This window comes from Winogradskya humida (assembly GCF_016862215.1).
GTDB classification, from domain to species: Bacteria; Actinomycetota; Actinomycetes; order Mycobacteriales; family Micromonosporaceae; genus Actinoplanes; species Actinoplanes humidus.
The window spans coordinates 22,383-36,843 of record NZ_BOMN01000027.1 but is presented as its reverse complement, the minus strand read 5'-3'; the positions used below and the strand labels follow the sequence as shown (position 1 = coordinate 36,843).

Sequence of the window (14,461 nt, the reverse complement as noted above, 5' to 3'; positions counted from 1 at the left end):
CGGAGATGATGTGAATCTGACCGAGCTGCTTCCCCCCGCCTGGCGCGCGGAGTTGACGCCGTTCCTCGACCCCGCCGCCACCGGGGCGCTGGGCGCCTTTGTCGCCGGGGAGTATGAGACGCAGACCGTCTACCCGCCGATCGAGGATCTCTTCGCGGCCTACCGGCTCTGCGCACCGGAGCAGACGAAGGTGCTGCTGCTGGGCCAGGACCCCTACCACGGTCCGGGCCAGGCACACGGGCTCAGCTTCAGCGTGCGCGACGGCGTCCGGGTGCCGCCCTCGCTGCGCAACGTCTACAAGGAGCTGGCCGAGGACATCGGGGTGGCGCCATCGGCGAGCGGGGATCTGACCGGGTGGGCGAAGCAGGGCGTTCTGCTGCTCAACGCGGTTCTGACGGTGCGGGCGAAGTCTGCGGCGTCGCACAAGAACAAGGGCTGGGAAGTCTTCACCGACGCCACGATCCAGGCCCTCAACGCTCGCGACGAGAAGATCGTCTTTCTGCTCTGGGGGACGTACGCCCGCAAGAAGGCGGCCCTGATCACCAATCCCGTCCACACCGTGATCGAGTCGGGCCACCCGAGCCCGATGAACGGCGGCCGGGACTTCTTCGGCGCCCGGATGTTCAGCGCGGCCAACAAGGCTCTCGCCGACGGCGGCCGTCCCCTGATCGATTGGGACCCGCGCAGCTGACGCCCCCGCCGACGAGGCTGAACGGGCGACGGCAACACGCCGTTCAGTGAGGGGTGGCGGCGGCGAGCAGAACGTCGGCGGCTGCGCGGGCGTGCTCGGCGGCTTGCTGGTCGTGGTCGGCGGCCGCGGTCATGTTGGCGCCGTCGAAGAGCTGGACGAGCTGGGCGACGAGCCGTTGCGGGTTGTCGTAGCCGCCCTGGTCGACCGGGGCGGCGAACAGCTCGTACAGCCATGTGCGGAATTCTTTGACCGCCAGATCCTCCGTGCTGCCGGCATGGGCCTCGGCGGCGGCGTGGTGGAACGCGCAGCCGACGAAGGTGGGGCTGGCGAAGATCGGGACCAGGGCCTCGAAGGCCGCGAGGATCTTCGCGCGCGGCTCGGTCTGCTGGGCTGTGCGGGCGGTGATGGCGGCGACCCAGCCGGCGTGCTGGCGGCGCAGGTAGGCCCGGACGAGGTCGTCCTTGCCGCCGAAGTTGTAGTAGAGCGAGCCCTTGGCGACGCCGGACTCCTCGAGGATCCGGTCGATGCCGACCGCGTGGATGCCCTCGGCGTAGAACAGCCGGTCGGCGGTCTCGAGCAGGCGTTCCCGGGCGGAACGCCTGCTCGGACTGGGCGAGGAGGTCATGCGCCCATCGTACGGTCAGACCGCGGTGCGCCCGCCGTCCACAGCGAGCGTGACTCCGTTGACGTAGGAGGCTCGCGGGCCGGCCAGGAACGCGATCACCTCGGCGATCTCCTCCGGCTGGGCGACCCGGCCCATCGGGATGAGGGGGATGAAGCTCTCGGCCACCTCGACGGGGATGGCGGGGGTGTAGACGGGGCCGGGTGAGACCACGTTGACGCGTACGCCGGCCGGGCCGTACTCGGCTGCCCACGCACGGGTCAGCGAGTTCATCGCCGCCTTGGTGGCACCGTAGACGGCGTTGTTGGTGTCGCCGATCGTCCCGGCCGCGCTGCTCACGTTGATCACGCTGCCGGTGCCCTGCTCGACCATGCGCGGGGCCAGGGCCACGGTCAGCAGGTACGTCGCCCGGACGTTGCTGTCGATCATCGCGTCGAACTGGCCGGGGGTGATGGTGGCGCTGGGTCCGAAGGTGGCCGTCGCGACGTTGTTGACCAGCACGTCGACGTCGCCGGCTTCCTGGGCCAGCCGAGCCACGTCCTGCGGGTCGCTCACGTCGGCGAGGATGAAGCGGGCCTTCCCGCCGGCCGCCTCGATCTCTTGGACGACTTCCGCTCCGCGTGGGGCATTGCGGCCGTTCACCAGAACCATCGCCCCCTGCGTGGCCAGCAGTTTTGCTGTCGCCCGGCCGATGCCGGAGGAGGCGCCGGTGATCAGAGCGGTCTTGCCGGAAAGGTCACTCATGAGTTCTCCTTTGAACAGGTCTGTCTAAACGAGTATTAGACAGACCTGTCTAAAGATCAAGGTGTTAGACGAACCTGTCTAAAGATGGGGTGGCGGAGCGGCCGGATAGGGTTTGCGGGTGCTGGTTCTTGGGTTGGATACCGCTACGCCTGCGGTGACTGCTGCGCTGGCCGAGGTCGGCGGCGGTGGGCTGCGAGGGCTCGGGGAGCGGCGGGTCGTTGATCCGCGGGCTCATGGGGAGTTGCTCGCGCCGCAGATCCAGCGGGTGCTCGCCGACGCCGGGAAGGCTCCGCGAGATCTCGGTGCCATCGTGGCCGGGCTGGGGCCGGGGCCGTTCACCGGGCTCCGGGTCGGGCTGGCGACCGCGGCGGCGATGGGGCAGGCGCTGGGGATCCCGGCGTACGGTGTCTGCACGCTTGATGCTCTTGGCCGTGCGGCCGGGCCGGGCCGGGTGCTGGTCGCCACCGATGCGAGGCGGCGTGAGGTCTACTTCGCGACCTACCAGGACGGGGTTCGGGTGACCGGGCCCGAGGTGGCCAAGCCCGCCGACGTGCCGGTCGACGCGGAGCGGGCGGTCGGCGAGGGCGCGGTGAAGTACAGCGAGATCTTCGGGATCCCGATCGATGACCGGGTGCTCTACCCCTCCGGCGAGGCGTTGATCGCGCTGGCCCTCGGGGAGATCGGGGCCGGCGCGGAGGGCGGGGTGCTCACCCCCCTCTACCTGCGGCGTCCCGATGCCGTGGCCGCTACCGAGCGCAAACACGTGCTGCAGTGATCACGATTGAGCGGTTCCGGTGGTGGGACATCGCCGAGGTTCTCCCGATGGAGGAGGACCTGTTCGGGCCGGAGAAGTGGTCGTCGTCCATGTTCTGGAACGAGCTGGCGCAGCGCCATTTCTACGTCGCGGCCAAGGACGGGGACGAACTGGTCGGGTACGCCGGTCTGGCGGTCATCGACCAGGAGGAGAGCTGGGTGCAGAACATCGCTGTGAAGCGCACCGCGCAGCAGCGTGGTGTCGGCCGGCGACTCCTGGAGACCCTGCTCGAGCGTGCCGGGAAGCGCAAGGTGCTGCTCGAGGTGGCCGTGGACAACAAGCCGGCCCAGCATCTCTACGCCGTCCATGATTTTGAGCCCGTCGGGATCCGGCGCGGCTACTACCAGCCCAGTAACACCGATGCCCTGGTGATGATGCGTGATGTCTGACGAGCCTCTGGTCCTCGGGATCGAGACCTCCTGCGACGAGACCGGTGTCGGGATCGTGCGCGGGCACACCCTGCTGGCCGATCAGATCGCGTCCAGTGTCGAGCAGCACGCGCGGTTCGGCGGGGTGGTGCCCGAGGTGGCCAGCCGGGCGCATCTCGAGGCGATCGTGCCGACGATGCGGCGGGCGCTCGACGAGGCGAAGGTCACCCTGAACGACATCGACGCGATCGCGGTGACCGCCGGGCCGGGGCTCGCGGGGGCGCTGCTCGTCGGGGTCGCGGCCGCCAAGGGGTACGCACTCGCAGCCGACAAACCCATCTACGGCGTCAACCATCTCGCCGCGCACGTGGCTGTCGACACCCTGGAGCACGGTCCGTTGCCGGAGCCCGCCGTGGCGATGCTGGTCTCGGGCGGGCATTCGAGTCTGCTGCTGGTCGACGATCTGACCGCCGGGGTCACCCCGCTGGGCGCGACGATCGATGACGCCGCAGGGGAGGCGTTCGACAAGGTCGCGCGGCTGCTGGGGCTGGGTTTCCCGGGCGGTCCGGTGATCGACCGGCTGGCCCGCGAGGGCGATCGGGGGGCGATCTCGTTCCCGCGGGGGCTGACCGCGCCGAAGGATTTCGCCAAGCACCGGTTCGACTTCTCGTTCTCCGGGTTGAAGACGGCCGTCGCCCGCTGGGTGGAGGCACGCGAGCGCAGCGGTGAGCCGGTGCCGGCCGCGGATGTCGCCGCGAGTTTCCAGGACGCCGTCTGTGACGTGCTCACCGCGAAGGCGCTGGACGCCTGTCGCGAGCACGGCGTGGAGACCCTGATCATCGGTGGTGGTGTTGCCGCCAACTCCCGGCTGCGGCTCCTGGCCGAGGAGCGGGCCGCGAAGTTCGGGATCCGGGTGCGCGTTCCCCGCCCGCAGCTGTGCACCGACAACGGGGCGATGGTCGCCGCTCTGGGGTCACATCTGGTCGCGGCCGGGATCGCTCCCAGCCGCCTCGATCTTCCCGCCGATTCCGCGATGGCATTGACCTCCATCGCCGTCGCGGGGTAGGAAGCCAGGATGATCGCACGGATGTGGGAGGTACGGGCCTCGCGCAGCGGCCTCGACGAGCTGCTGAGCTGGGTCTGCGACGTGGCGCTGCCGCAGCTGGAGGTGCTGCCCTCGTTCATGTCGAGCGAGGTCTTCTCCTCGACGGATCTACGCATAGTGGTCATCTCGAAGTGGCGGAACGCGCCTGAGGACCTTCCGGCGCCGCCCGCGGAGCTGATCGCTAGAACTCCGCACGTGTGGGATTTCACGCCGGTCGATAGATAAGTCTATGGATCGTGACGGCGGGGTTACGTAACGTCGAAGGGCGATGCGAGATCTGCCCCCCGCCGATCCCGGCACCCCCGATGACCGGTCCGCCACCCGATATCTCGGGTGGCTTGCCCGGCGTACCTGGCCATCCCTGAGCGCCGCGGTCCTGTTCGCCGTCCTGTGGATGGTGTGCCAGGCCCTGGTCCCGGCCGTCGTCGGTAAGGCGATCGATGCCGGCCTCAGCAAACACGATTCCGGCGACCTGATCTTCTGGGGTCTGGTGCTGCTCGGCATCGGTGCCGCGCAGGCCGTCGCCGGTGTGCTGCGGCACCGCCGAGCGGTCTTCAACTGGCTGTCCGCGGCGTTCCGCACGATCCAGCTGTCCGTCCGGCAGTCCGGGCGGCTGGGGGTGGCGCTGCCGCGCCGGCTCAACGCCGGTGAGGTCGTGGCGATCGGCACAGCCGACATCAGCCACATCGGCAACGCGATCGACATCACCGCCCGCGGCATCGGCTCGGTCGTGGCGGTCCTGACCGTGACCTCGATCCTGCTGGTCACCTCGGTGCCGCTGGGTCTGGTGGTCGTGCTCGGGATCCCGCTGCTCACGGCGGTGGTCAGCCTGCTCATCCGGCCGCTGCACCATCGCCAGCAGGAGTACCGCGAGAAGCAGGGCCTGCTCACCGGTCGCGCCGCTGACCTCGTCGGCGGGCTGCGCGTGCTGCGCGGGGTCGGTGGTGAGCCGGTGATGTCGCAGCGGTACCAGGCCGGGTCGCAGGAGCTGCGCGAGGCCGGCGTACGGGTCGCGCGGGTCGAGGCGCTGCTCGACGGCGCGCAGGTCCTGGTGCCGGGGATCTTCCTGGTGCTGGTGACGTGGCTCGGCGCCCGGTTCGCGCTCACCGGTCGGATCACGGTGGGGCAGCTCGTCTCGTTCTACGGCTACGCGGCGTTCCTCGTCTCGCCGTTGCGCCAGCTCACCGAGACGATCGACAAGATGACCCGCGGGCACGTGTCGGGGCGGCGGGTTGTCGACATGCTGCAGGTCACGTCGGACTTGTCGGAAACAGCGCATCCGCAGAAGACGCCGGTGGACGGCGACCTCGTCGACCCGGTGTCCGGTGTGGTCGTCCGTGCCGGTCTGATCACCGCTATCGCCGCCGCGCTGCCGGCTGACGCGGTGACCATCGCCGACCGGTTCGGGCGGTACACCGCGGACGGGGATGAGACGCTGCTGGCGGGCGTACCACTGAAGGATCTTGATCTGGGGGTTCTGCGGGAGCGGATCCTGGTGGCGGACAACGACGCCCGCTTGTTCTCCGGACCGTTGCACGACGATCTCGATCCGGACCGCACCGGGCGAGCGCCGGCTGCTCTCGCGGCAGCAAGTGCGGACGACGTCGTCGCGGAGTTGCCCGAGGGGCTGGACAGTGAGGTCGCCGAGCGGGGCCGCAGCTTCTCCGGCGGTCAGCAGCAACGGTTGCGGCTGGCCCGGGCGCTCGTCGCCGATCCCGAGATCCTGGTGCTGGTCGAACCGACGAGCGCGGTGGACGCGCACACCGAGGCCCGCATCGCGGCCCGTCTCGGCGAGGCGAGGCGTGGCCGCACGACGGTGGTCTGCTCGACCAGCCCGCTGGTGCTGGCCCGCGCCGATCACGTCGTCTACGTCGAGGACGGGCTCGCAGTCGCCGAAGGTACCCACCGCGAGCTGCTGGACGGCAGCCTCGCCTACGCAAGGACGGTGCTTCGCGAGTGAGCAACGCGCTCCCGGTGGCCGACACCCGCCAGGTGCGCAGGTACGCCCGCGATCTGTTCCGCCGGCACCCGCGCGCCCTCGCCACCGCCATCGGTCTGCACGCCTTCGCGGCCATCGCCGGACTGGTCGGTCCCCGGCTGCTGGGCAGCCTCGTCGAGTCCATCGAGCGCGGCGCGGCCGTGTCGGCGGTCGACCGCATCGCGATCCTGATCGCCGTCTTCATCGCGGTGCAGGCGGTGCTGGTCCGGTTCGCCTACATCGCCTCCGCGCGGCTCGGTGAGCGGGTCCTCGCCGAACTGCGCGAGGAGTTCATCGACCGGGTGCTGGCCATCCCGCTCTCCACGGTCGAGCGGGCCGGCGCCGGTGACCTGCTCACGCGTACGTCCCGCGATGTTGACGCCCTGTCCCGTTGCGTGCGTTTCGCCGTGCCGGAGACGCTGATCTCGCTGATCACCGTCTCGCTCGCGGTCGTTGCGCTGGTGCTGGTCAGCCCGATGCTGGCGTTGCCGCTGCTGATCGCCGTACCGTTGATCGTCTTCTCGGCGCGCTGGTACCTGCGCCGGGCCGCGGCCGGGTATCTGCGGCAGAACGCCGCGTACTCGCAGGTCACGGATGGTCTTGCGGAGACCGTCGAGGGGGCCCGCACGGTTGACGCGTTGCGGCGCCAGGAGCAGCGGCGCCGCCGCACCGACAACGACCTCCGCGGGTCCTGGAAGGCGGAGCGTTACACCCTTTATCTGCGTACGGTGTGGAGCCCCACGGTCGAGTTCGGCTACATCCTTCCGGTGGTCGGCACCCTGCTGATCGGCGGCTGGTACTACTTCGAGGGCTGGGTGACCCTGGGCCAGGTGACGACGGCGGTGCTCTACACCCAGCTGCTCATCGACCCGCTCGACCGTTTCCTCGGCTGGCTCGACGAGCTGCAGGTGGGCGCCGCGTCGCTGGCCCGGCTCCTCGGCGTCTCGTTCACCGCGCAGCCCGGCACATCGCGCCGCCCGCAGGGCACCGAGATCGTCGCCGAGAACGTGCGGTTCTCCTACGTGGAGGGTCGCGAGGTGCTGCACGGTATCTCGCTGACCATCGCGCCGGGGGAGCGGCTGGCGATCGTCGGGCCCTCGGGCGCGGGCAAGTCGACCCTGGGCCGGCTGCTCGCCGGGGTGCACGCGCCGGTCAGCGGCCTGCTCACGGTCGGCGGGGTCGCCCTGGCGGACCTGCCTCTGGACCGGCTGCGCACCGAGGTCGCGCTGGTGAGTCAAGAGCATCACGTCTTCATGGGTACGCTGCGCGACAACGTTGCCATGGTCCGGCCGGGCTCCTCGCTGGCCGACGTCCGCGAGGCGCTGACCGCCGTGAACGCCCTGAAATGGGCTGATCAGCTCGCGAACGGGCTGGACACCGTGGTGGGTGCCGGCGGGGTGACGCTGTCGGCGGCCCAGGCGCAGCAGGTGGCGCTGGCCCGGCTTGTCCTCGCCGACCCGCACACGCTGGTGCTGGACGAGGCGACGGCGCTGCTGGACCCGCGGGCGGCCCGGGACCTCGAGCAGTCCCTGGCGGCGGTGCTCCAGGGGCGTACGGTCGTCGCGATCGCGCACCGGCTCTTCTCGGCCCACGACGCCGACCGGGTCGCGGTGGTCGAGGGCGGCCGGATCACGGAGCTGGGCTCGCACGACGAGCTGGTCGCGGCGGGCGGCTCCTACGCCGCGCTATGGGATTCGTGGCACGGCAAGAACTAGCCGAGGGGATCGGCGAGGAGCCGCTCGAAGGCGAGCTCGGCGGCGCCGATCAGGGCGGCGTCGCGGCCGAGCTCCGGCGTACGCAGCCGGATCTCGTCCCGGCAGGCGGGCAGCGCCACCTCGTTGAGCCGGCTGCGGATCTGCGCGGCGGCGACCAGGTAGACGTCGCGCAGCGTGCCGCCGAAGATCACCGCCTCCGGGTTGAAGATGTTGACCAGGTTGCCGACGCCGAGGCCGAGCCACTCACCGACCTGCCGGACCGCCTGCTGCGCCACCCAGTCGCCGCGCATCGCCGCGTCGACCACGGCCAGGACCGCTTCCCGGCCGCTGCGGTCCCCGCGCCCGGCGAGCCGCAGCAGCGGGTACTCGCCGATCTCGGTCTCCCAGCAGCCGCGTGAGCCGCAGCTGCACGGCTGGCCGTCCGGGTTGACGACCATGTGCCCGACCTCGCCGCCGTACCCGCCGTGGCCGGTGATGCGCTGCCCGCCGACGATGATCCCCGCACCCACGCCGACGTCGCCGTACAGGTAGATGACGTTGTCCCGGCCGGCCGCCGCCCCGCGGGTGTGCTCGACCATGGCGGAGACGTCGGCGATGTTGGCGACGAACATCGGGCCCACGTCGCCGATCTCCTCGACCAGGGCGTCGCCGACCGGTTCGTCGACCCAGCCGATCGTGGGCGCCAGCCGGACCATGCCGTCCGCGCGGCGGACCATGCCCGCGATGGCCAGCCCGGCGCCGACGCACCGGGAGTCCGGTGGCACGTCGGCGCGCATCTCGTGGACGAAGTTCGCCAGCGGCTGGACGGCGTCGCCGACCTGCATGCCCCGGGGGCGTGGCGCCTCCCGCCGGTCCAGGATCCGGCCGCCGAGGCCTATCCGGGCGGCGTGCAGGCTGTCGACCTCGATGGTGAGGGAGTACGCGTACACCCGGGACGACTCGGGCCGGACGACCAGTGACGGTCGCCCGGCCCGGCCGGTGCGCAGTGCTTCCTTCTTCTCGATGACGAGCCCGGCGGCGGTGAGGTCCGCGGTGAGCGCCCCGATGGTGCTGCGGTTGAGGCCCAGGCGGGTGGTGAGCTCCGCTCGGGACGTAGCACCATGAATGTGGACGTATCGGAGCAGCGTGCCCAGGTTGTGCCGGCGAACCTCCTCCTGAGTGGGGGCCGCCCGCATCGGCTATCGGTTACCGGTCGCGGAGGCCCGCCGGCGGGACAGCGCGTCCACGCTCGCCGCGAGCAGCAGGATGAGGCCGGTGAAGATGAACTTCGTGCCGGAGCTGAAGCCCATCAGACCCATGCCGTTGTCGATGACGGCGATGACCGCGCCACCGATGACCGCGTCGAAGACCCGGCCCTTGCCGCCGAACAGGCTCGTGCCGCCGATGACGGCCGCGCCGACGGCGTAGAGCAGGACGTTGCTGCCGCCGGAGTTCGGGTCGACGGAGTTGGCCCGGCTCGCCGCGATGATGCCGCCGATGGCGGCCATGAACGAGCCGATGACGAAGACCGAGATCCGGATCCGGTCCACCGGGATACCCGCGCGGCGGGCGCCCTCGGTGTTGCCGCCGACGGCGTAGATGTGCCGGCCGTACGCGGTGCGGCCCAGCACGAACGTCCAGACAACCAGCACCACCGCGATGATCGGGGCGACGATCGGTACGCCCTTCACCGAGATGACCAGCGGGTTGATGCTGCGCTCCTTGGTCAGTACGGCCACCGCCACGAGCAGCAGCACAGCGAGTCCGGCGATGCGTGCAAGCACGATACCCATCGGGTCCGTCACGAGCCCGCGGACCGCGCGGTTACGCACCTTGAGGAACTGCACACCCGCGTAGGCCGCGACCGCGATGATCGCGAGGATCCAGCTCCACACGGCCGGTACGTTCTTGTTGGCCAGCGAGAGCACGAACGTCTCCCGGATCGAGACGATCTTGCCGCCACTGAGCAGCACCAGCAGGATGCCCTGGAAGGCGAGGAAGCCGGCCAGGGTCACGACGAACGACGGGATGCCGAGCTTCGCCACCAGGAAGCCGAGCACGAAGCCGATGACGAGACCGGTGATCAGCGCCGCCGGGATCGCTGTGTACCAGCTCCAGCCGTGGTCGGCCATCAGCAGCGCCATGACCGCGCCGCAGACGCCGCTGGCGAAACCCGCCGAGAGGTCGATCTCGCCCAGCAGCAGGACGAAGACCAGGCCCATCGCGATGAAGATGACCGCGGCGCCCTGCGGGAACAGGTTGGCGAAGTTGGTGGCGCTGAAGAAGGTCGGGCGTGCGATGCCGAAGACCAGGCAGAGCACGATCAGGCCGAGGACGGCCGGAAGGCTGCCGATGTCACCGCCGCGTACGCGCCCCCAGTAGTCGTGCAGGTGGCTCGCGACGGTCGGTTTCACCACCTTGACCTGCGCGTCGGATGAGGTCGTCGTTGTCATGCGTCGGCTCCCGGGGGCGTGATGTCGGTAAAGCCCGCGGCACCGGCCGGCTTCTCGGGCGGCAGGCCGATGGTTCCGCTGCGTCCCGCGGTGATCAGCTCGACCACCTGGGAGTGGGTCACGTCGGTGGTCTTCACCTGGGCGGCGGTCCGGCCGAGGTACAGGGCGACGATGCGGTCGGACACGGCGAAGACGTCGTTCATGTTGTGCGAGATCAGCACGACGCCGAGGCCGTTGTCGGCGAGCCGGCGGACCAGCTCGAGCACCTGGGCGGTCTGCGCGACACCCAGCGCGGCGGTCGGCTCGTCGAGGATCACCACCCGGCTGTTCCAGAGCACCGCCTTGGCGATCGCCACGGTCTGCCGCTGGCCGCCGGAGAGGCTGGCGACGAGCTGGCGCAGTGACTTGACCGTGCGGACGGAGAGGCTGGCCAGCGTCTCGCCGGCCATCTGTTCCATCGTCGGCTCGTCCAGGACGAGACCGCGCTTCTTCTCCCGGCCCAGGAACATGTTCTGGACGATGTCGAGGTTGTCGCAGAGCGCGAGGTCCTGATAGACGACCTCGATGCCGAGCTCGGCGGCGTCGCGGGGACTGTTGACCGCGACCTGGTTGCCGTCGAACGTCACCGTGCCCGCGTCGATCGTGTAGATGCCACTGATGCACTTGACCAGGGTCGACTTGCCGGCGCCGTTGTCGCCGACGAGGGCGGTGACCTCGCCGGGATAGACGCTGAGTCCGACGTCATGGAGCACCTGGACGGGACCGAAGCTCTTGTCGATCCCGCGCAGCTCCAACAGAGGTGTCGCGGCCACGGATGGTTCTCCTTCTCGATGCGCCGCCGCCCACGCCCTGGCCAGGCGTGGGCGGCGCCGATGATCAGATCCGGCAGGAAAAACAAACCTCAGCTGACGCCGTTGTCGGTGCAGAGTTTGGCGAAGTCACCGGTGCAGATCTGGTCCTTGGTCACGAAGCCGTCCGCGACGACATCCTTGACGCTCTCCTTGTAGATGGCCTTCGGGGTGAGCAGCACCGCCGGGACGGTGGCCTTGGACTCGGGGTCCGTGACGCTCTGGGTGACCGACTTGGTCTCGCCCTTGGCCAGCGCGATGGCCAGGTCGGCGGCCGCCTCGGCCTCCTGCTTGATCGCCTTGTAGACGGTCATGCACTGGTCGCCGGCGAGGATGTTCTGCAGGCCCTGCACGGTCGCGTCCTGGCCGGTGACCGGGACCTTGCCGTTGAGGCTCTGCTTCTTGAGCACCGAGATCACCGCGTTGCCGAGGCCGTCGTTGGCGGCGAGCACACCCTTGATCTTGCTGTTCTGGGTGAGCATCTGCTCGAAGATCGTGGCCGCCTGGGCGTTGTCCCAGTCCGGCACCGACTGGTTCGGGCCCTTCACGTACTCACCCGAGGTGTACAGCGGGTTGAGGACCCCGTCGTATCCCTCGGCGAAGAGGGTCGCGTTGTTGTCGGTGGGGGAGCCGTTGAGCTCCGCGACCACCGGCTTGCTCGCCTTCATGTCGGTCAGGCACTTGACGAGGCCCTCGCCCTGGAGCTTGCCTACGGCGGTGTTGTCGAAGCTGACGTAGTACTTCGCGCCGCCGTTGAGGGTGAGGCGGTCGTAGTCGATGGTCGCGATTCCGGCCGCGGTGGCCTTGTCGAGGACCGCCTTACCCGTACCCGAGTCGAGGTTGACGATCATCAGGACCTTGACCCCGCTCGAGATCATGCCGTCGGCGATGGTCTGGAACTGGCTCTTGTCGCCCTGGGCGTTCTGGATGTCGACCGTGACCCCGGCAGCGTCGAACGCCGCCTTCAGGAACTTGGGGTCGTCCGAACCCCATCGCTGGGAGCTCGCGGTGTCCGGCAGGATCACGCCGACCTTGCCGACCGTGGACGTACTGCCGCTTCCGGAGCTTGTGGTGTCGTCGTCTCCGCCGCAAGCGGCAGTGCTGCCGGCGGCCAGCAGGCCCACCGCGGCAAGAGCGAACATTCCCTTACGCATTCCTCGTGTCCTCTCGGATCAATCCGGATCTTGCCTCGGATTCCCTTGGCGCGCGTAGCCGGGACTGCCGCCCGTGGACCGCAGAGGAGTGTGTCGGGCAACCTATTCCCGTCGCGCGTTGCAGCACAACCGCTACGGGCCGGTGATCAGAAGGGCACTCGGACCCGGACACGGAGATGCTTTACACCGTGACGCTAGGTCACTTTGCGAACCGAAATAGGCTGTTCTCTTGAGAAAGATCGGACACTGAGTGCTATCGACTTCTATGTCCTTATTCGAGCCACTGAGGCATCGGTCAGACGAATCAGATCGGCGGGGGCGAGCGATACCTGGAGCCCCCGGCGCCCGGCCGAGACGTACATCGAGGACAGCTCCTGCGCGGAGTCGTCGATCGTCGTGGGGAGCCGTTTGCGCTGGCCCAGCGGGCTGATGCCGCCCCGGACGTACCCGCTGCTGCGCTCGGCCGCCGTACGGTCCGCGAGCGCCGCCTTCTTGCCGCCCGCTGCGGCGGCGAGCGCTTTGAGATCCAATTCCCCGGTGACCGGGACGACCGCGACAGTGAGCCGCCCGTCCACCTCGGCGATCAAGGTCTTGAAGAGCAATGCGGGGGGTACGCCCAGAGCCGCGGCAACCAGCGCGCCGTAATTGGGGGCATCGGGCGAAACTTCGTACGGATGCAGATCGTGCGCCACCTTCGCCGAGATGAGCACCGCTGTCGCCGGGGTACCGGCCGCCTTCTTAGCCACGGCAGATCATAACTACGGGAGCGTTCGCGACCCGGGTCAGCACCAGCGAGGCCCCCGCGGAACCGCTCAGGCGCAAATCCCTGCGTAATTGCTCCGGCTCCAGCGCGGACCCGCGTTTACGGATCTCCAGCCGGCCGATGCCACGATCACGCAGCAGGGTGCGCAGCCGCTTCAGGGAGAACGGCAGCACGTCGGTGATCTCCAGCTGCCGGGCGAACGGCGTCGGCACCGGCTCGTCGGTGTAGACGTACGCGATCTCCGGGTCCGCGAGCCGTCCGCCGATCGTGGCGGCGAACTCCGCGACCAGGTGCGAGCGGACAACGGCCGGATCGGGGTCGTAGAGGAATTGCCCGACCTCCCCGACCGGCGCCTTCTCGACCCCGGAACCGTGCAGTTCTGCCCCGGACGCCAGCAAGCTCGCCCGTCGAGGAAATTCGGCCAGCGGGCCGCACCAGAACGCCGCCTCGACCAGGTCGCCGTCGACGCTGACCCACTCGCCCTCGGCGCCGGCCGGCAGCAGCGCGTGGTCGATGCCGGGAGCGAGCTTCAGCACAGTTCTCGGCACCCGCGCCGGCAGAGCCCCGATGAAGTCCCACGACGGCGACCACGATCGGGGGTCCATCACCCGTCCGCGCCCCGCGCGCCGCCGCGCGGGATCGGCGAAGACGGCGTCGTACTTCTCCACCTCGACGGTGGTGGCGTCCGCGCACTCCACGGTCACCAGCTCGGTCAGGCCGGCCGCTTCGACGTTCGCGGCGGCCACCGCGGCGGTCACGGGATCGGCGTCCACGGCGTACACACGGATGCCCTGACGGGCCGCGGCGAGGGCGTCGGAGCCCAGCCCGCACCCGAGATCGGCCATGCTGGTGACACCCGCCGCGCGCAGCCGTGCGGCCCGGCGATCGGCCACCACCGCGCGGGTCGCCTGCTCAAAACCGGGCCGCGTGAAGAACATCGTCGCGGCCGCCGCGCCGAGCTTGCCCGCGGCACGTCTGCGCAGCTCAGTCTGGGTGAGCGCGGCGGCGGCCAGGGAGGCATCGACGCCCCGCGAGCGCAGCGCGGAGGCGGCGGCCAGCGGATCGCCGCCGGACACCTCGGCGGCGGCGGTCAGGGCGTCCGTACCCCGCGGGGTACGCAGGGCGGCAAGCAGTTCGAGGTCCACGCGGAGTCATTCTGCCGTGTTGGCACTCTCCTTGACGGAGTGCTAGTTCCGGCATAATCTCCGATTAGCACTCTCAACCTGA

General features: G+C 69.8%; 15 protein-coding genes. 7 read left to right on the top strand and 8 right to left on the bottom strand.

Annotation, left to right across the window (positions count from 1 at the left end):
• Positions 1 to 10 precede the first annotated feature (10 nt).
• Positions 11 to 691 carry a uracil-DNA glycosylase gene (locus tag Ahu01nite_RS10910; protein WP_203836358.1) on the top strand — a complete coding sequence of 227 codons (681 nt, stop codon included), beginning with the start codon at positions 11 to 13 and terminating at the stop codon, positions 689 to 691.
• 43 nt (positions 692 to 734) lie between these two features.
• On the opposite strand, the gene Ahu01nite_RS51340 is transcribed toward Ahu01nite_RS10910, so the two are convergent.
• Both Ahu01nite_RS51340 and Ahu01nite_RS10900 read right to left on the bottom strand, forming a co-directional pair.
• Positions 735 to 1,316 (bottom strand): TetR/AcrR family transcriptional regulator, encoded by a 582-nt coding sequence (locus Ahu01nite_RS51340; protein ID WP_203836357.1) that lies wholly within the window; start codon positions 1,314 to 1,316, stop codon positions 735 to 737.
• A gap of 15 nt (positions 1,317 to 1,331) precedes the next feature.
• Positions 1,332 to 2,057: an SDR family NAD(P)-dependent oxidoreductase gene (locus tag Ahu01nite_RS10900; protein ID WP_203836356.1), complete on the bottom strand. Its 726-nt coding sequence runs from the start codon at positions 2,055 to 2,057 to the stop codon at positions 1,332 to 1,334.
• Between the two features lie 118 nt (positions 2,058 to 2,175).
• Here Ahu01nite_RS10900 and tsaB point away from each other — a divergent pair, with 118 nt between their 5' ends.
• The 6 genes from tsaB to Ahu01nite_RS10870 are packed head-to-tail and all read left to right on the top strand — an operon-like array spanning position 2,176 to position 8,037.
• A complete protein-coding gene (tsaB, locus tag Ahu01nite_RS10895) occupies positions 2,176 to 2,832 on the top strand; it encodes a tRNA (adenosine(37)-N6)-threonylcarbamoyltransferase complex dimerization subunit type 1 TsaB (RefSeq protein WP_203836355.1) in 657 nt (218 codons plus the stop codon).
• The gene (gene rimI, locus Ahu01nite_RS10890) at positions 2,832 to 3,260 is read left to right on the top strand and encodes a ribosomal protein S18-alanine N-acetyltransferase (RefSeq protein ID WP_203836490.1); all 429 of its coding nucleotides are present in this window, start codon (positions 2,832 to 2,834) and stop codon (positions 3,258 to 3,260) included. Before tsaB ends, rimI begins: the two co-directional genes overlap by 1 nt.
• A complete protein-coding gene (gene tsaD / locus Ahu01nite_RS10885) occupies positions 3,253 to 4,305 on the top strand; it encodes a tRNA (adenosine(37)-N6)-threonylcarbamoyltransferase complex transferase subunit TsaD (RefSeq protein WP_203836354.1) in 1,053 nt (350 codons plus the stop codon). Before rimI ends, tsaD begins: the two co-directional genes overlap by 8 nt.
• A 9-nt stretch (positions 4,306 to 4,314) precedes the next feature.
• Positions 4,315 to 4,569, top strand: coding sequence for a hypothetical protein (locus tag Ahu01nite_RS10880; RefSeq protein ID WP_203836353.1), 255 nt, complete (start codon positions 4,315 to 4,317; stop codon positions 4,567 to 4,569).
• A gap of 43 nt (positions 4,570 to 4,612) precedes the next feature.
• The gene (locus Ahu01nite_RS10875) at positions 4,613 to 6,304 is read left to right on the top strand and encodes an ABC transporter ATP-binding protein (RefSeq protein WP_203836352.1); all 1,692 of its coding nucleotides are present in this window, start codon (positions 4,613 to 4,615) and stop codon (positions 6,302 to 6,304) included.
• A complete protein-coding gene (locus tag Ahu01nite_RS10870) occupies positions 6,301 to 8,037 on the top strand; it encodes an ABC transporter ATP-binding protein (protein ID WP_203836351.1) in 1,737 nt (578 codons plus the stop codon). The genes Ahu01nite_RS10875 and Ahu01nite_RS10870 overlap by 4 nt, the downstream gene beginning before the upstream one ends.
• Here the strand turns inward: Ahu01nite_RS10870 and Ahu01nite_RS10865 are convergent.
• The 6 genes from Ahu01nite_RS10865 to Ahu01nite_RS10840 all read right to left on the bottom strand — a co-directional run bounded on the left by Ahu01nite_RS10865 (position 8,034) and on the right by Ahu01nite_RS10840 (position 14,379).
• The gene (locus tag Ahu01nite_RS10865) at positions 8,034 to 9,212 is read right to left on the bottom strand and encodes an ROK family transcriptional regulator (RefSeq protein WP_203836350.1); all 1,179 of its coding nucleotides are present in this window, start codon (positions 9,210 to 9,212) and stop codon (positions 8,034 to 8,036) included. The genes Ahu01nite_RS10870 and Ahu01nite_RS10865 overlap by 4 nt on opposite strands.
• A gap of 3 nt (positions 9,213 to 9,215) precedes the next feature.
• On the bottom strand, positions 9,216 to 10,469 hold the full coding sequence (locus Ahu01nite_RS10860) for a sugar ABC transporter permease (RefSeq protein WP_203836349.1): 1,254 nt from the start codon (positions 10,467 to 10,469) through the stop codon (positions 9,216 to 9,218).
• The gene (locus Ahu01nite_RS10855) at positions 10,466 to 11,281 is read right to left on the bottom strand and encodes an ATP-binding cassette domain-containing protein (protein ID WP_203836348.1); all 816 of its coding nucleotides are present in this window, start codon (positions 11,279 to 11,281) and stop codon (positions 10,466 to 10,468) included. Before Ahu01nite_RS10855 ends, Ahu01nite_RS10860 begins: the two co-directional genes overlap by 4 nt.
• A gap of 89 nt (positions 11,282 to 11,370) precedes the next feature.
• A complete protein-coding gene (locus Ahu01nite_RS10850; protein WP_203836347.1) occupies positions 11,371 to 12,471 on the bottom strand; it encodes a sugar ABC transporter substrate-binding protein in 1,101 nt (366 codons plus the stop codon).
• A gap of 263 nt (positions 12,472 to 12,734) precedes the next feature.
• Positions 12,735 to 13,217: a Cys-tRNA(Pro) deacylase gene (gene ybaK / locus Ahu01nite_RS10845; RefSeq protein WP_203836346.1), complete on the bottom strand. Its 483-nt coding sequence runs from the start codon at positions 13,215 to 13,217 to the stop codon at positions 12,735 to 12,737.
• Positions 13,210 to 14,379, bottom strand: coding sequence for a class I SAM-dependent methyltransferase (locus tag Ahu01nite_RS10840; RefSeq protein ID WP_203836345.1), 1,170 nt, complete (start codon positions 14,377 to 14,379; stop codon positions 13,210 to 13,212). Before Ahu01nite_RS10840 ends, ybaK begins: the two co-directional genes overlap by 8 nt.
• Between the last annotated feature and the right edge of the window lie 82 nt (positions 14,380 to 14,461).